This window comes from Dialister sp. (assembly GCF_047832375.1).
Lineage (GTDB): Bacteria > Bacillota > Negativicutes > Veillonellales > Dialisteraceae > Dialister.
Genome location: NZ_CP181256.1, coordinates 858,439 through 874,885, shown reverse-complemented (window position 1 = coordinate 874,885; position 16,447 = coordinate 858,439). Strand labels below are relative to the sequence as shown.

General features: G+C 54.5%; 12 protein-coding genes. 3 read left to right on the top strand and 9 right to left on the bottom strand.

Annotation, left to right across the window (positions count from 1 at the left end):
• Positions 1-1,358 precede the first annotated feature (1,358 nt).
• Both ACFWUL_RS03630 and ACFWUL_RS03625 read right to left on the bottom strand, forming a co-directional pair.
• On the bottom strand, positions 1,359-2,717 hold the full coding sequence (locus tag ACFWUL_RS03630; protein ID WP_297023499.1) for a PFL family protein: 1,359 nt from the start codon (positions 2,715-2,717) through the stop codon (positions 1,359-1,361).
• A gap of 11 nt (positions 2,718-2,728) precedes the next feature.
• Entirely contained in the window at positions 2,729-3,001 is a 273-nt protein-coding gene (locus ACFWUL_RS03625) for an ACT domain-containing protein (protein WP_297023500.1), read from the bottom strand.
• A 540-nt stretch (positions 3,002-3,541) separates the two neighbouring features.
• Between ACFWUL_RS03625 and ACFWUL_RS03620 the strand changes: the two genes are divergently transcribed.
• Positions 3,542-4,294, top strand: a complete 753-nt coding sequence (locus tag ACFWUL_RS03620; RefSeq protein WP_416178113.1) for an exodeoxyribonuclease III — start codon at positions 3,542-3,544, stop codon at positions 4,292-4,294.
• A gap of 577 nt (positions 4,295-4,871) precedes the next feature.
• Here the strand turns inward: ACFWUL_RS03620 and ACFWUL_RS03615 are convergent.
• Both ACFWUL_RS03615 and ACFWUL_RS03610 read right to left on the bottom strand, forming a co-directional pair.
• Positions 4,872-6,059, bottom strand: coding sequence for an IS110 family transposase (locus tag ACFWUL_RS03615; RefSeq protein ID WP_416176955.1), 1,188 nt, complete (start codon positions 6,057-6,059; stop codon positions 4,872-4,874).
• 848 nt (positions 6,060-6,907) lie between these two features.
• Positions 6,908-7,711 carry a Cof-type HAD-IIB family hydrolase gene (locus tag ACFWUL_RS03610; RefSeq protein WP_416177828.1) on the bottom strand — a complete coding sequence of 268 codons (804 nt, stop codon included), beginning with the start codon at positions 7,709-7,711 and terminating at the stop codon, positions 6,908-6,910.
• An 852-nt stretch (positions 7,712-8,563) separates the two neighbouring features.
• On the opposite strand from ACFWUL_RS03610, the gene ACFWUL_RS03605 reads away from it, so the two are divergent.
• Together ACFWUL_RS03605 and ACFWUL_RS03600 are read left to right on the top strand one after the other, a co-directional pair.
• Positions 8,564-9,445: a DMT family transporter gene (locus tag ACFWUL_RS03605; RefSeq protein ID WP_297023506.1), complete on the top strand. Its 882-nt coding sequence runs from the start codon at positions 8,564-8,566 to the stop codon at positions 9,443-9,445.
• A gap of 308 nt (positions 9,446-9,753) precedes the next feature.
• On the top strand, positions 9,754-10,698 hold the full coding sequence (locus ACFWUL_RS03600) for an NAD(P)-dependent oxidoreductase (RefSeq protein WP_416177827.1): 945 nt from the start codon (positions 9,754-9,756) through the stop codon (positions 10,696-10,698).
• A 78-nt stretch (positions 10,699-10,776) separates the two neighbouring features.
• Here the strand turns inward: ACFWUL_RS03600 and ACFWUL_RS03595 are convergent, their stop codons facing one another.
• From ACFWUL_RS03595 to ACFWUL_RS03575, 5 genes are all read right to left on the bottom strand, one after another.
• Entirely contained in the window at positions 10,777-10,944 is a 168-nt protein-coding gene (locus ACFWUL_RS03595) for a hypothetical protein (RefSeq protein ID WP_297041640.1), read from the bottom strand.
• Between the two features lie 1,501 nt (positions 10,945-12,445).
• The gene (locus ACFWUL_RS03590; protein WP_416177826.1) at positions 12,446-13,420 is read right to left on the bottom strand and encodes an RluA family pseudouridine synthase; all 975 of its coding nucleotides are present in this window, start codon (positions 13,418-13,420) and stop codon (positions 12,446-12,448) included.
• Positions 13,417-13,947 carry a 3H domain-containing protein gene (locus ACFWUL_RS03585; protein WP_416177825.1) on the bottom strand — a complete coding sequence of 177 codons (531 nt, stop codon included), beginning with the start codon at positions 13,945-13,947 and terminating at the stop codon, positions 13,417-13,419. Before ACFWUL_RS03585 ends, ACFWUL_RS03590 begins: the two co-directional genes overlap by 4 nt.
• 1,436 nt (positions 13,948-15,383) lie before the next feature.
• Complete coding sequence (locus ACFWUL_RS03580) at positions 15,384-16,028, bottom strand: AAA family ATPase (RefSeq protein WP_416177824.1); 645 nt, start codon at positions 16,026-16,028, stop codon at positions 15,384-15,386.
• Entirely contained in the window at positions 16,018-16,209 is a 192-nt protein-coding gene (locus tag ACFWUL_RS03575) for a hypothetical protein (RefSeq protein ID WP_297023841.1), read from the bottom strand. Before ACFWUL_RS03575 ends, ACFWUL_RS03580 begins: the two co-directional genes overlap by 11 nt.
• Between the last annotated feature and the right edge of the window lie 238 nt (positions 16,210-16,447).

Genomic DNA, 16,447 nt, shown 5'->3' with positions numbered 1-16,447 from the left:
AGTTTATTGAATACATCGACGATTTCGGAATCAGTAGATATCAGTTAAGTGATGTAGTTCTACATTTTTGCTTATCTAAGGTTAAATCGCTTTCCTTTTGGCGGCTGGCCGATAAACTTGGGCCCGGCTCGAGAGTCCTCTGTGGGCATCCTGCAGAGGATGCCCAAGCCGGGCTCTTTTGCGAGCCGTTCCTGCACATTAAGCGAGCACCTTAGAGCCCGGCCGAAGCACCCTCGCCTTCCAAGGAAGGAGGCTGCCCATTAGCGGCTTCGCCGCTGTTGGGGTCCTAAAGACTCTGTATAAATAACGCGCAATTGACACTACAGCAGGCTCTCTTCCCAGAAGAGATCTGCCCACCGGGCTGAGAGATGGTGATGGAATCTGATGGGTCCGGCCCGCAGGGCCTGTTCAACTAGCCACCAGCTACTAGCTACTGATTCGCCCCAGGCGAATCACCCCGCAGGGCTCATCAGAATCCCTCTGTCTGCTTCGCAGACATCCCCCTTTGAAAAAGGGGGACTATCGCAGCCATTGGCTAACCTCCATCTGCTTCGCAGCCACCTCCTTCCCAAGGAAGGATGCTATCCATTAGCGGCTTTGCCGCAGTTGGAATCCTAAAGACTCTTCACAAATAACGTGAAATTGCCACTGCAATAGGCTCTCTTCCCAGAAGAGATCTGCCCACCGGGCTGAGAGATGGTGATGGAATCTGATGGGCCCGGCCCGCAGGGCCTGTTCAACTAGCCACCAGCTACTGATTCGCCCCAGGCGAATCACCCCGCAGGGCCCACCAGAATCCCTCTGTCTGCTTCGCAGACATCCCCCTTTGGAAAAGGGGGACTGTTAACAGCGGTTCCGCCGCAGATGGAATCCTAATGACTCTGCACAAAAAAGTGCAAATGACTATGCAGCAGGCTCCCTTCGGAGAAGGGAGCTCCCCACCGGGGTGAGGGATGGTGATGGAGCCGGCCCGCAGGGCCCATCAGAATCCCTCTGTCTGCTTCGCAGACATCCCCCTTTGAAAAAGGGGGACTGTTGTCAGCGGCTCCGCCGCAGATGAAGTTTATAAGGCGGCGCTTCCCAATCTGTGCGCCGCCACCTTTGCGGCAAAGCCGCGGATCGTCAGCGCCGCAGGCTGGCCAGCTTTCCTAGCCGCTAGCAGCTGGCAGCTAGAAGCCCCCACCTGTTCGAACGGCGCCCGGCCATCCGTCATCTGGCCCGAAGGGCCTGTCCACCCAGCCACCAGCTACCAGCCACTAGCTACTGATCTGCTCAATGCCCCCATCCGTTCACACGCCGCCCAGCCATAAAAAAAACTGTATCGGACAATCATCCGATACAGCTTTTCCATTGTATCATCAATTCGTGAGCGATCTCATCGGAGCCGGGATCTTGCCTCCCCGGTTAATGAAATCGTCCGCCCGGAACTGGTTGATCTTCATTACCGGTGCATAGCCCATGAGGCCGCCAAACTGCACCATGTCCCCCGGTTTCTTGCCCGGTACCGGGATGAGGCGGGTGGCGGTGGTCTTGTTATTGATCATGCCGATAGCCGCTTCGTCGGCGAGGATAGCGGAAATCGTGGAAGCCGGCGTGTCACCGGGGATGGCGATCATATCGAGGCCCACGGAGCACACGCAGGTCATGGCTTCCAGTTTCTCCAGGCAGAGACTCCCCTTTTCCACGGCCTGGATCATGCCCAGGTCTTCGCTCACCGGAATGAAGGCACCGGACAGGCCGCCGACACTGGAGGAGGCCATGAGGCCCCCCTTCTTTACCGCATCGTTCAGGAGGGCAAGGGCCGCCGTAGTTCCCGGGCCGCCGCAGCTTTCCAGGCCCATTTCTTCCAGCACCTGGGCCACGCTGTCGCCGACGGCAGAGGTGGGCGCCAGGGACAGGTCGATGATACCGAAGGGCGCATGGAGCCGTTCCGTCGCCGCTTCTGCCACCATCTGGCCGAGACGGGTAATCATGAAGGCCGTATTCTTGATGGTCCTTGCCACCACGTTGAGAGGCGCCCCTTTCACATCTTCCAGGGCCCGCTTCACCACGCCGGGACCGGAGACACCCACATGGATGGCCGTATCTCCCTGGGTCACCCCATGGAAAGCGCCGGCCATGAAGGGGTTATCTTCCACGGCGTTGCAGAATTCTACGAGTTTCGTGCATCCGTAGGCATCCTGGTCCTTCGTGAGTTCTGCCGTTTCCTTCACTACCTCACCCATCCGTTTCACCGCATCCATATTGATGCCGGCCTTCGTGGAACCCACGGCCACGGAGCTACAGATGCTCTTCGTGGAAGCCAGGGCTTCCGGGATAGAGTCAATGAGGATTTTATCGGAAGACGACATGCCCCGGTCCACCAGGGCCGAGAAACCGCCGAGGATATCGACGCCCACTTCGTCCGCCGCCTTCTGCAGTGTTTTGGCGATATTCACGTAGCTGGAAGTCTTAAGGCCCCCTGCCACCAGGGCAATGGGGGTGACGGAAATACGGCGGTTAATGATGGGCACCCCGTATTCCCGGGAAATATCATGGCTCACTTCGGTGAGATGTTCCGCCTTTGTGCAGATGGTGTCGTAAATCTTCCGGCACAGCGTCTTTTCATCGTCCGAAACGCAGCCCAGGAGGGAAATACCCATGGTAATGGTACGGACGTCCAGTTTGTTCTGGTCAAACATCCGCTCCGTAGCAAGGATTTCTTCAATATCGAGCATGGCTCCCCCTTTCAGATGCGGTGCATGGCGTAGAAAATATCAGCCAGCTGGGCCCGCACATCCACACCCAGTTCTTTGCCGAGCTGTCCCAGGTCATCCTGCACATCCTTCAGGGAACCCTTCGCCTTTTCCATATCACAGATGAGGACCATGTCGAAAATATCCCCCAGGATGGTCTGGGAAATATCGAGAATATTGATATTTTCCTTAGCCAAAGCTGCTGCCACGCCGGCTACAATGCCCACCCGGTCAGCGCCGATAACGGTAACCACGATTTTTTTCATAATTTTCTCCTTCCGATTCTACAGGATTCACACTGGCATCCCATTCAAGAGAAAGATTCATCTCCCTGCACAATGTTGTACTTATTATAACATACGAATGGATAGTATGAGCTCATAGGGATAGATAGATCGAGACCGAGACCGAGATCGAGGATGGCAATCCCAGGCCCTGCGGGCCGGGTGGCGGATGACTGAGTGGCGTGCGGACAGATGGGGCTTCCAGCTGCTAGCGGCTAGCTGTTAGGAAAATCGATCGAAGCACCGCAGGCTGATCAACTTTTCTGGCAGCTAGCGGCTAGAAGCTAGAAGCCCCCATCCGTTCACACGCCCCTCAGCCACAGGACAACCGCGGCAAAGCCGCTAAAGACCTAGACCTGGATCTAGATCTAGACCTTCAGGGCCTCCAGCCCAGAGCCTCAACTCTCAACTCTCAATTCTCAAATCTATCACCCTAATCAGCTAGCCACTCCCTCAGCCATCATGTATAATAATCATATAGATAAACATAAATTCAGAAAAAGGAGAACTCCCATGAAAAAACTGAAATATATTTCCTGGAACGTGAACGGCCTCCGGGCCTGCCTGAAGAAGGGCTTCATGGACGCCTTCAACGCCCTGGACGCAGACTGCTTCTGCCTCCAGGAGACAAAACTCCAGCCCCACCAGATCGAGCTGGACCTGCCGGGCTACCACCAGTACTGGAACAGTGCCGTGAAGAAAGGCTACAGCGGCACCGCCATTTTCACAAAAGAAGAGCCCCTCTCCGTCACCTATGGTCTCGGTATCGAAGAGCATGACCAGGAAGGCCGCCTCATTACAGCGGACTTCGGCACCCACTACCTCCTCTGCTGCTACACCCCCAACAGCCAGCGTGGCCTGGCAAGGCTCCCCTACCGCATGACCTGGGAAGAAGCCATGAAGGAATACATGACAAAACTGGCAGAAAAAAAGCCGGTGATCCTCTGTGGCGACCTGAACGTGGCCCACGAGGACATCGACATTGCCAATCCTGCTTCCAACCATAAAAACGCCGGCTTCACCGACGAAGAACGGGGTAAAATGACGGACCTTCTCTCCGCCGGCTTCACCGACTCCTTCCGCCACCTCCACCCCGACGAAAAAGAGGCCTACTCCTGGTGGAGCTACTTCGCCAAATCCCGGGAACGGAACATCGGCTGGAGAATCGACTACTTCCTGGTCTCCGACGCCTGGAAGGACCACATCAAAGGGGCCTCCATCCACCCGGAAATCCTCGGCAGCGACCACTGCCCGGTGGAGCTGGATTTAGAGTAAAAGCGGAGTGGGGGTGACTAAGTAACGTGCGTCCATGCGGGGGCTCCTAGCTGCTAGCTCTTATGAAATGACCTTTGTCAAGACCCCAAGCATGCCAAATATTCTTGCCAATAAGACTAGTTGCAAGATGTAATGGAATTAAATCGGTTTGGGAAAATTTGAACTTTACATGGAGCGGCTCATGTGATAGCCTGCTTCCTCTATGGCCATATTTTTTCGGCCCCTTGGCTTGGAAATCACATGAGCAGGGGCTCCATGTCAAGTTCAAATTGGTATGCGGGTTCCAGGCAATAGCTGCCTGGACAACATGGAGGAAGAGCTTTGCAGATTATTCCGGGGCTTGATCAGTCTCTTATACGTGGATTAACAGGTCAATGATTTCGCCGCGGGTTCCTTCAATCTTTTATTTGGAATCATGCCTATGCATGTCCTGCAAAGCTAGCACTAGGATAACCCAGCCTCTCTTAACTCAAAGCTCTCCCTTAATATTGTCCAAACCGCTATTCACCTTTTAATCATCTCCCTTCGGCTGTATTTTTATGCTTGTTGCCTAACTCAGAGAACTATGCGTGCGATGTCAAGCTTTTTTACGAATAACGTCAGCAGTGTGTCCAGTCATCATTCCCCAAATAAAGCCACTGAATTCCCGGGCAACGGCAGTAGCAGCAACATTACTGTTTTTCCCTTTCATAATCTTGTCTCTGAACCTTACGCGAAGTCTTCTGTTTGCTTTGTCCGCATAATGAATATCTGATGCACAGCATCCTTCCTGCCGTTTTCTCAAAGCCCTGCTCTTGTATCCGGGCCGCCCCCGTGAAAAGCCGGACCAGACTGCTTCAATCAGCTTCTTCCTCAAAACAATATTTCCGGCTTTTGAAATGCTGCCATAGTTGCCATCTTCATTACTGGAATGTTCAGTTGGGGTAAGTCCCAAAAAGGACGCAAAATGGCCTGCTGTAGGAAAGCGCTTGAAATCGCCAATAGTTACAATTAAACGAAGTGCAAAGCCATATTCTATTCCAAGGAAACAGCGCAGTTTATTGACATTAGCTGCATACTTTTTCTGCATTGCAAATGACTTAATCCTGACATCCAGATCTTCCAGCTTCTGCTGGAGGGTAAGCAGAGTTGTCATATACTCACTCAATGTTTCTTTATTCAATTCGCTCAGCGGGAGACTCATAATCCAATTCATATGTTTTTGGGTCCAGGTAGCTCCCTGGTTATAATGGAATCCCATCTGGTGCACAAAAGCAGTTATCCGCTGTTTAGTGACTTTAACCATATCCTGATGGTCGTCACGCATCCTGATATAGCGGAAAATGGATTCGTCTTCCTCATCGGGGACATAAATGGAAATACACTCACTTTTCGCCATGGCATTGGCAAGCGCTCTTGAATCAATATAATCATTTTTGAATTTTTTATCTCTGCTGCTTTTCTTCAAAGAAGAAGGAGCTATTACCATACAATCTACATTGGCTGCCATAAGCTTACGGTAAAGGCCATAACCGAATAACCCGGCTTCATAACCACAGATAACATGGCACTCTCTGTTAACGGCTTTTTTGCAATCACCAATGAACCGGAGCACATTCTTTACTGCAGGGCCAAGTTTACGAGGGGGAATAAGATCTAACGTAATAATTTCACCGGCAGGAGACATTTGATTAACGACAGCAGCCATCGTATAGTTTTCGGTATGGGTGTCGATACCAACATAAACGAATGGGATCGGGGACGTAAATGTGCTAGAATAAAACATGATGACCTCCTTGGTTGAGAAAATATGATCCTGTTCTCGTAAAATTGGCCTTGCAACTATATTTTACCGAAATTTGGGCATATACATCAAACTGGGGAGGTCATTTCATATTATCTTTTAGCTGCCAGAAAAGCCGATTGGGCCCTGCGGGCCAGAACCGTTCCGCGGCTCTCGCCGCAAAGGTGGCGGCGCACAATTCATATAGCGCCGCCTTATGATTGGACCCATCACCATACCTTCTGTCTCCAACCGTTCATCGTCATCTCGAGCGGTGGCAAGGGAACTGGAGTCACAGCAGCGAACATGATTTGAAGGAGCGTAGCGACGCGCAAATCATCGTGAGTCGCTGATAGCCGTGCTGTAGGGAGCCGTCAGGCGACTGAGAATCCAGTGACACGCTTCCCCTCGGGTGGCAGCATGCCAGATGCCTATTCAGTCAAGAATAGCTACAGCTTCGATGAGTCGAGAGATCACCCTGATAAATGACTATGACGGGGTTTTCAAAAAGAATTGAGATTTGAGTGAAGAGAATTGAGGTCCCGCCTGCGGCGCTTTCACCAGCTACCCTACGTCACCTACGGTTCCCTGCGAACCCCGTTTGCTTTCCACTGCACCGCGGTGGGGTTTGCTGATGGGGACTGATGGGTCCGGCCCGCAGGGCCTGTTCACCTAGCCACTAGATCTAGATACTAGCCACTGATTCGCCTCCGGCGAATCACCCCGCAGGGCCTGTCCAGCTCAAGGCTCAAGGCTGAAGGCTCAATGCCCCACACGCTCGCACGCCGCTTATCCACCCGTCACCCGGTCCGCTGGGCCTGATTACCAAGCTGCCAGACACTAGCCACCAGCTACCTATCCAGCAGCTTCTCTATCTCCTTTGCCACCCCGTCCTCTTCATTGGACAGGCAGAGATGGGAAGCTGCTTTTTTTGCGACCTCGTCAGCATTGGCCACAGCGTAGGACAGGCCCGCCATCTTCAGGAGGGGCACATCGTTTTCCGTATTGCCGAAAGCCATGACTTCATCCGTGGAAATGCCCTCCTTCTCACAGAGGAAACGCACCGCCTCTGCCTTATTGACCCCCTTCTTATGGACATCCACGAAATCATCCCCCGGGAACACCACATCCACATGGGGGCCGAACTTCTCCTCCACCGCCCGGCGGATTTCATTTCTTTTCTCCGCCGACGGATCCGCAAAGACGATACGGGTCACCAGCTTCTTTGGATGGTAAAATTCCTCTCCCACAAAGATGGGCTTCTTGGACCGGTACTTCGCGTACTTCACCTCCGTGCCGTTGGGGGCGTCCATATAAATGAGGTCATCCATGAAAGAAGTGGCCTGCCAGCCCTGGCGCTTCGACTCCAGCAGGATGTCCGAAGCCAGTTTCGGATCCAGTCCCTGCTGCAGGAGGGGCTCCCCGGTTTCGCTCATCATGATCCAGGCCCCGGTGTAGCAGATGAGAGGCACATTTCCCAGATGGAGGGACTTCACCTTCCTCTGCGCCGAATCCCACATGCGCCCCGTGGCCACCACCACCCGGTACCCCGCCTCAGAAGCGCGGCGGATGACCTGACGGGAATATTCGGAAATAGACATATCATCATGAAGAAGGGTGCCATCCAGGTCGATGGCGATCATACGAATGGACATAGGGAAGTTCCTTTCTGTAGAAAAGAGTTGAGAGTTGAGAATTGAGAGTTGAGTTCCAACGGCTTCGCCGCGGGTGCCCTTTGGCCAGCCACTGTGTGAGCGTACGAAGCCTTGAGCCTTGAGCGAATCCACCAGCGGCTTCGCCGCAAAGGTGGCGGCGCTGGTGAGATCGAGATTGAGACCGAGATCGAGATCGAGGGCATTTGCAACTTCGTTGCCATTCCAATCGACACTACCCATACCCCGGTCGGCCGGGCCCTGAAAGGAAGGCGCTTTGGTGTGCAGTAAAAGCGCCAACTTGGGCCCGGCTCAGCAGTCCTCTGCAGGACTGCTGCATCTCGAGCGGTGGCAGCATGCTAAATAAATCTGCATTTAAGAATCGCTACAGCTTCGATGAGTCGAGAGATCTCTCAGATAAATGACTATGACAGTGTTTTCAAAGACAGAGTTGAGGTCCCGCGGCTTCGCCGCTGTTAGAATCCTAATGACTCCACCCCAAAAACGTGCTACTGACACTACAGTAGGCTCTCTTCCCAGAAGAGAGCTGCCCACCGGGCTGAGAGATGGTGATGGAATCTGATGGGTCCGGCCCGAAGGGCTCAGTCGCCTAGCCACTAGCTACCAGCCACTGATTCGCCGCAGGCGAATCCGCCCGCAGGGCCTTTCCAGCTCAAGGCTGAAGGCTCAAGGCCCCACCCGTTCACACGCCCCTCAGCCACATACAGACCGGCCCGCAGGGCCTGTTCACCTAGCCACCAGCTACTAGCTACTAGCTACTAGCCACTGATCTGCTGGAAGCCCCCACACGTATGCTATAATAACTATTATACAACGTACACAAGGAGCATTCTCATGAAATACCGTCTTTTACTTCTCACCGCCGCCCTGATCTGGGGCTTTGCCTTTGTGGCCCAGGTGGTGGGTATGGACACCGTAGGGCCCTTTACCTTCAACGGCTTCCGCTTTATCCTGGGATCCGCCGCCCTCCTGCCCTACCTCTATTTCCACCCCGCCGGAGAAAGCCCGGCGAAAACGAAGATTCCCCTGTGGGCAGCGTTCCTCATGGTAGGGATTCCCCTGTTCCTGGGCGCCACCCTCCAGCAGGTGGGTCTCCAGTACACCACCGCCTCCAAGGCCAGCTTCCTCACGGCCAATTATATCCTCATGGTGCCTATTGCTGGCCTTTTCCTGGGAAATCCGCTCCACCGGAACCACCTCATCGGCGCCGTCCTTGCCATCATTGGGGTCTACTTCATGTCCATTACCGAAGACTTCACCATCAGTCTCGGCGACGGCCTCATGCTTCTCTGCGCCCTGTCCTTCACCGTGCAGATTCACATGTTGGACTATCTCACCCAACGGTTTTCCCCGGTTCTCCTGTCCTGCGGCCAGTTCCTCGTCACCGGCGTGCTGAACCTGATTTTAGCCTATACCTTTGAAACTCCCACCCTGTCTGGCCTGGAAGGCGCCCTGTGGCCCCTTCTTTACACCGGCATCCTTTCCACCAGCGTAGCCTACACCCTCCAGGCGGTGGGGCAGAAATACCTGCCTCCCACGGAGTCCTCCATGATTCTCAGTATGGAAATGGTCTTCGGCGGCCTGTCGGGTATCCTCTTCCTCGGTGAATCCTTCACGTTCCGCCAGTACATCGGCGTCTTCGCCATGACCGCCGGCGTCTTCCTGTCCCAGCTCCCCAGCCCGGTCCTTCTGAAAGGCCGGCGGTCAGGTAACTGAGCAGCGTGCGCACATGCGGGGGCTTCTAGCTTCTAGCGGCTAGCAGCTAGGAAGACAGGGCAGCCTACGGCATAATTACGTTTGGGCAAACCTGATGGGAAAGCGCCGCAGGCTGGCCAGCTTTCCTAACAGCTAGCAGCTAACAGCTAGAAGCCCCCATCTGGTCGCACACTTCTTAGCCACCCGTCACCCGGCCCGGAGGGCCTGATTACCTAGACCTAGATCTAGACCTAGACCTCCAGGGCCTTCGGCCCAGAACCTCAACTCTCAACTCTCAATTCTGTCTCATTCCGAAAGGAGCATCTCCTATGAAAGAAATCGTCATTGCCCAGCCCCTCGGTATTTCCAAAGAAACCCTGGACCCCCTCTCCGCCTCCCTGGTGAAAGAGGGATACCACATCACGCCTTACGATACCCTTCCCAAAGACCAGGAAGACCTGGGAAACCGCCTGGAAAAGGCGGATCTCGCGGTCATTGCGAACTACCCCCTGAAGAAAGAAGCCCTGGACAAGGCAAAGTCCCTGAAGTACCTCTGCGTAGCCTTCACAGGCGTGGACCACGTGGACATTGACTACTGCAGGGAAAAGGGCATCGCCGTTTCCAACTGCGCCGGCTACTCCACGGAATCCGTAGCGGAACTGACAATCGGCATGGTCCTTGCCCTCTACCGCAAACTGGCAGACGGCGATAAAGCCGCCAGGAACGGCGGCACCAACGCCACCCTCCGGGGCATTGAAATCAAAGGCCGCACCTTCGGCATCATCGGCACCGGCGCCATCGGCTCCCGGGTGGCAGAACTGGCGAAAGCCTTCGGCGCCCATGTCATCGGCTACAACCGGTCCCACAAAAATAAGGACATAGAGTACAGGGACCTGGACACCCTTCTCAAGACCGCAGACATCGTTTCCATCCACCTGCCCCTCACCCCGGAAACCAGGCATTTTCTGGACGCGAAAAAACTCTCCCTCATGAAGAAGAGCGCTATCCTCATCAACACCGCAAGAGGCGGCGTCATCGACAACAAAGCGTTGGCTGACTGCCTCACCAAAGGCACCATCGCCGGCGCCGGCATCGACGTCTTCGACGGCGAACCGCCCCTTCCGGAAGACTATCCCCTCCTGAAGGCACCAAACCTGGTCCTCACTCCCCACGTGGGCTTCGACACCGAAGAAGCCATGGAACGGAGAGCGGTCATCGTCTTCGACAACCTGGAAAGCTACCTGGCAGGAAACCAGAAAAATACGATCTGCTGATTGCATCGAGTAGGAGGCGGGCTTCGGCCCGCCGACCTCTCACACCACCGTACGTACCGTTCGGTATACGGCGGTTCTTTAGTTTTCGCATTCCTGCTTATGCAAGTCTGCGATGATGTTGTTGTTTTCAGCAATCCTCACATGGATGGGCACTCCGGCATATCCCTGCTGTTCCGCAGCTGCTTTCTGCCAGTAGTCTTCTTTCTGAAGTTGTCTGCCTTTAAGCCCATGGTTGGTTACTTTCATTGACTAACATCTCCTAAAGTTCGGCCCTTCCCAGATGCCTATGAGCCATCTGGTACTATGGCCTCTGCTGACTTCTCACGGCAAATCTTATTTCAACCACAGCACAGCCCAGTAAATACAGCCTTATTCTGCTGTGTCCGTGAGACCTCCCCAGGTAAGAACGCACTCTTTCTCTCCATATATCCGCCACATGTACTCTGCAGGATTCCGTACAGCTATGGGACTTCAGTTTGTCATGCAACCTTATCCATCCTGCCGTAGCCTTATGTGGTTCTTGTACATCGGACCGGAGATTTGCCTGCACCTTCCTTCAGATTCCACCTCACGATGGACACCCTTGGTGTTCGGCTATGACCTTCCCGCTGTCGGGCGGTCTAGGGACTTTCACCCTTAAGAGTGCGCCCATGCTGGGCGCACATGACATAAGCCTGCAGAATGGTGAACCCATTCTGCAGGCTTTTTTCGTGTGGCTAAGCGGTGCGTGAACGTGTGGGGGCATTGAGCCTTCAGCCTTGAGCATTGAGCTGATCAGGCCCTGCGGGCCAGGTGATGGGTGGCTGGGGAGCATGCGAACGGATGGGGGCTTTTAGCTTCTAGCTGCTAGCGGCTAGGAAAGCTGAACAGCCTGCGGCGCTGACAATCCGCGGCTTCGCCGCAAAGGTGGCGGCGCAAGTGAGATTGAGGTCGAGACCGAGATCGAGGGTATTTGCAACTTCGTTGCCATTCCAATCGACACTACCCCTAATACGTCGGCCGGGCCCTAAAAGGAAGGCGCTTTGGTGTGCAGTAAAAGCGCCAACTTGGGCCCGGCTCAGCAGTCCTCTGCAGGACTGCTGCATCTCGAGCGGTGGTTAGCGGAGTAGTGACACCACAGGCAAGAATCGCTACAGCTTCGATGAGTCGAGAGATCTCTCAGACAAATGACTATGACGGGAGCTTCAAAAAGAATTGAGTTCCAGCCTGCGACATTCCCACCAGCTAACCTCCGTCTGCTTCGCAGCCACCGCCGGGCCACAAAAGGAAGGCGCCTTGGTGTGCAGTAAAGGTGTGCAGGTCCTGCATAGGACCTGCAAGCCAGCCGCAAGTTGGCGCTTTGCCTGCCCATTAAAGCGCTTTCCTTTTAGCGGCTGGCCGATCAATTTGGGCCCGGCTCGAGGGTCCTATGCAGGACACCTCGCCTTCCCAAGGAAGGAGGCTAACGATCAGCGGCTTCGCCGCCGATGGGGTCCTAAAGACTCTGCACCCCAAACGTGCAATTGACTCTGCAGCAGGCTCTCTTCCCAGAAGAGAGCTGCCCACCGGGCTGAGAGATGGTGATGGAATCGGCCCGAAGGGCCTTTCCAGCTCAAGGCTCAAGGCCCCGCTCCTGATGACTCCAACTGTACCCTGCTCAGCGCCTGCGGCGGACCAGCCTTCCTAACAGCTAGCGGCTAGCAGCTAGAAGCCCCCACCCGTTCGCACGCCGCCCAGCCACACACCGCCGCAGTCGGGGCCTCAGCTCTCAACTCTTCGCCCCGAAGCGGCCGCATAACCTCTCCATATCCTCCGGTACCGGGGCTTCGAAGATCTTTCCGGAGAGGTGGGCGAGGCTCCCCTCCATGTCCGGAAACACCAGCCGACAGGCGTGGAGCATCTGCCTGTGGATGTGGAGCAACCCCGACGCCTTCCGGCTTTCTTCGCTGCCGTACTTCGGGTCTCCCAGGAGGGGATGCCCCATGTGGGCGAAGTGGACCCGGATCTGGTGGGATTTACCGGTCACCAGTTCCACTTCCACCAGGGAATAGAGGACGCCCTTTTTCAGGAAGATTTCTTTTCTTTTATACCGGGTTTCCACGGGGTACGCCCCTTCTTCTTCATGGTCCAGCCAGACCACCTTGTTTTCGGCGCTGTCCTTTTTCATGAATCCCCTGAGCACCCCCTCTTCCTCTGTCTTCCCATACACCAGGGCCCGGTAGTACTTCCGGATGGCCCGGGTACGGATGAGTGTATTCAGGTCCTGCAGGGCTTCCATGGTTTTCCCTGCCACCACCAGGCCGCTGGTGTTCCGGTCCAGCCGGTTGCAGATGGAAGGCCGGAAAGCAGGGGTGATTTCCTTTTCCAGCCACGAAAGTACGCCGTCATTGAGGGACGCCCCCTTTCCATCTCCCTGGGACAGGAAACCCGCCGGTTTATTGAGGATCAGCACCTGCCGGTCTTCATACACAATGAGGGACGAAAACCCCGGCACCGCCGGCTTCGTTTCTTCCACGGACTTGGGCACCATGAATTTCTGGAGCGTATCCTCCGAGAACCACACGGAAATCCGATCTCCTCCCTTCAGCTTTTCCTGGCCCGTCATTTTCTTCCCGTTCAGGGTAATATTCTTCTTCCGGAGGCTCTTCCTCAGCAGCCCCGCCGGCGCCCCCGGCAGGATCCGGGTGACGTAGCGGAAAGACCGGGTGCCGGACTCCGCCTCCGATACCAGCCACTCCTTCATAGTTCCTCCCTCCGATACAGAAATCCCGCTTTTCCAAGGGCCCCTTTGATTTTCTCCATGTGGGCCCGATCCTTCGTTTCGATGAGATGGCTGTGAATACCGCCGGAAAGGGCACTTAAAAGCACGAACCGGTCCCCCTCCATTTTCTGGATGAATGCACGCACATCCTCCATAGTCTCGATTTCCAGGTTTCCCGTCAGCATGCCGTACACCTCATGCTCCACGGACACATTGTGCACGATGCCACCCAGGGAAACGATGAGGGAAAGCTCCTCTCCCGTGCGGGCCCGATCGTGACAGCACACCAGGATTTCCCGGTACCCGGAAGGCTCCGCCCCTTCCCGCTTCAGGTAGTACCCCCGAGGCGTAGAAACCACAGGCACCCCCTCCACCTTCAGGAGAGCCACGTCCCCCACAATGATCTGCCGGCTCACAGAAAACCGCTTCGCCAGGTCCATGGCCCGGATCTTCTCCGGATCCGATTCCAAAAGTTTCCGTATTTCACTGCGCCGTTCCTGTCCGTTCATAAAATGCACCTCCTGATGGGAATGAAAAATTAAGAGTTGAGAGTTGAGAGTTGAGAGTTGAGGCCCAGCCTGCGGCGCTGATGAGTGGATAGACGGCATGTGTTCACGCGGGGGCTTCTAGCTGCTAGCTGTTAGCTACCAGGAAAGCTGGGCGGGCCCTTCGGGCCAGAACCGTTCCGCGGCTTAGCCGCCATACCTTCTTCCTCCAACCGTCCATCGTCATCTCGAGCGGTGGTAGCATGCAAGATGCCTATTCAGTCAAGAATAGCTACAGCTTCGATGAGTCGAGAGATCTCTCAGAGATATGACTATGACGGGGTCTTCAAAAAGAATTGAGATTTGACTGAAGAGAATTGAGTTCCCGCCTGCGGCGCTTTTAACAGAATCTATCCGCGGCTATTGCCGCAAAGGTGCGGCGCACAATTCATACAGCGCCGCTTTATGATAAGGGACAGCGGCTATCGCCGCCGTTGGGGCCCTAATGACTCCACCCCAAAAACGTGCTGCTGACACTACAGCAGGCTCTCTTCCCAGAAGAGAGCTGCCCACCGGGCTGAGAGATGGTGGTGGAAACTGATGGGTCCGGCCCGCAGGGCCTGTTCAACTAGCCACCAGCTACTGATTCGCCCCAGGCGAATCACCCCGCTAGGCCCACCAGAATCCCTCTGTCTGCTACGCAGACATCATTCCGGCCGGGCCACAAAAGGAAGGCGCCTTAATGTGCAGTAAAGGTGTGCAGGTCCTGCATAGGACCTGCAAGCCAGCCGTAAGTTGGCGCTTTGCCTGCCCATTAAAGCGCTTTCCTTTTGGCGGCTGGCCGATCAACTTGGGCCCGGCTCGAGGGTCCTATGCAGGACACCTCGCCTTCCAAGGAAGGAGGCTAACGATCAGCGGCTCCGCCGCCGACGGGGTCCTAATGACTCCGACCCCATAACGTGCAATTGACTCAACAGTAGGCCCCTTCCCCGGGAGAGGCCACTGAAAAACTCAAAAGTACTGAATAATTATGCTCTACCATACATTTCAGCTTCGCATAAAAGCTGATCAGGTGGCTCCGCCACCCAATGCACCCCCTTGCCCGCTACGCGGGACTTCCCCCGGAGGGGCAGCAAGTCTCGGCTCCCCCTCCGGGGGAGCTGGCGCCGCAGGCGACTGAGGGGGTGCATTTCCAAATGCATATATTTGCATAGTTATTTAGCTCAAATACACTTTTTCAGCGGCCCCTTCCCCGGGAAGGGGCTGCCCACGGGGCTGGGGTTAGCTGATGGGAACTGATAGGAACTGGCACAAAAGGGCCTGTCCAGCCTTCCTGGCCGCTAGCAGCTAGAAACTAGAAGCCCCCACCCGTTCGCATGCCGGTTCCTACACAATATGCCAGAAAAAATGGATGTTTCCCTTCCCCAGGAACATCCATTTTACGAATGATCTGTCAGTCTTTATTTCTTCAAAACCTCCTCGGCAAAAGGATTCCGGCTATTTAAGTCTCTCCTCTGCAGACGCCCATCATGAATATCTATTAATGATTCTATAGCCGCCAAATCCCAAAGGGGAACTTCTTCATAATAATATCGATCTTTTTTCTTATTAAAAAAACGTACCGGATAGTCGAAGGAATTATCATAAATATTACATACATCGGAGACCTGGACCACTTTTTTTACAAGTGAAAGTGATCGTTCATACCGGCTCTCTATCTTATCCACCGGGACATCATGCCCACCTGCCTCAACCCTGCCCTTGACCCGCTCCACATTGATAGAACTATCTACGGTAAGAACTATATAAATACGTATAAAAAAGCCCTGTTTCTTAGCTTCTTTTAAGAGATTCAGATTCCGTTCCGTAGACATTACCGTTTCAAAGCAGAAAGGAGCCTTCTCATGAATATGGTTCCATCTCATTCTTTCCGCCTGTTGTGCCGCTTCAAGATCCGAACAGCCTAAGACTTTCTTTATGTCATCCGCATTGATGTAGTCTACATTTCTTGGGCGAAGCAAACGGGTAATTGTACTTTTCCCCGATCCATTAGGGCCAGCAAAAACGATGGCCTCCACTGCTTTCTGTTTTGTCTCAGCTTCCATACATCTGGTTCCTCGAAATTTTTTTCAACTGCTTCTTCTTGCCATTACGCTCTTCAATGAGAAATCCATCTTCCACATAATATCGAGGCAATCCCAAAGCACGGGCTTCCTGGTGTGATAAATCCACAGCCTTCGCCGCCAGGTAGGATTCATCTTTTTCAGTGACTCTACTATTTTCCATCTTACAGCCTCCCTTCTGAAAAAATATATTCCTTTTTTCTCATTATACTATAAATCCACCTGCCCGGTGAATCATGACAAATCAGCGGCGCTGACAGGTGGATAGGCGCCGTGCGTCCGTACGGGGGCTTCCAGCTGCCAGCTGTTAGCTACCAGGAAAACTGAGCGGGCCCTTCGGGCCAAAACCGTTCCGCGGCTCTCGCCGCTGTTGGAATTCTAAGGACTCTGCACAAATAACA

Excerpts from the sequence above, each read along its gene's own strand:
- ACFWUL_RS03630 (WP_297023499.1), bottom strand. The coding sequence starts at position 2,717 with ATGCTCGATATTGAAGAAATCCTTGCTACGGAGCGGATGTTTGACCAG.
- ACFWUL_RS03625 (WP_297023500.1), bottom strand. The coding sequence starts at position 3,001 with ATGAAAAAAATCGTGGTTACCGTTATCGGCGCTGACCGGGTGGGCATT.
- ACFWUL_RS03615 (WP_416176955.1), bottom strand. The coding sequence starts at position 6,059 with ATGTTTTATTCTAGCACATTTACGTCCCCGATCCCATTCGTTTATGTT.
- ACFWUL_RS03610 (WP_416177828.1), bottom strand. The coding sequence starts at position 7,711 with ATGTCCATTCGTATGATCGCCATCGACCTGGATGGCACCCTTCTTCAT.
- ACFWUL_RS03605 (WP_297023506.1), top strand. The coding sequence starts at position 8,564 with ATGAAATACCGTCTTTTACTTCTCACCGCCGCCCTGATCTGGGGCTTT.
- ACFWUL_RS03600 (WP_416177827.1), top strand. The coding sequence starts at position 9,754 with ATGAAAGAAATCGTCATTGCCCAGCCCCTCGGTATTTCCAAAGAAACC.
- ACFWUL_RS03595 (WP_297041640.1), bottom strand. The coding sequence starts at position 10,944 with ATGAAAGTAACCAACCATGGGCTTAAAGGCAGACAACTTCAGAAAGAA.
- ACFWUL_RS03590 (WP_416177826.1), bottom strand. The coding sequence starts at position 13,420 with ATGAAGGAGTGGCTGGTATCGGAGGCGGAGTCCGGCACCCGGTCTTTC.
- ACFWUL_RS03585 (WP_416177825.1), bottom strand. The coding sequence starts at position 13,947 with ATGAACGGACAGGAACGGCGCAGTGAAATACGGAAACTTTTGGAATCG.
- ACFWUL_RS03580 (WP_416177824.1), bottom strand. The coding sequence starts at position 16,028 with ATGGAAGCTGAGACAAAACAGAAAGCAGTGGAGGCCATCGTTTTTGCT.
- ACFWUL_RS03575 (WP_297023841.1), bottom strand. The coding sequence starts at position 16,209 with ATGGAAAATAGTAGAGTCACTGAAAAAGATGAATCCTACCTGGCGGCG.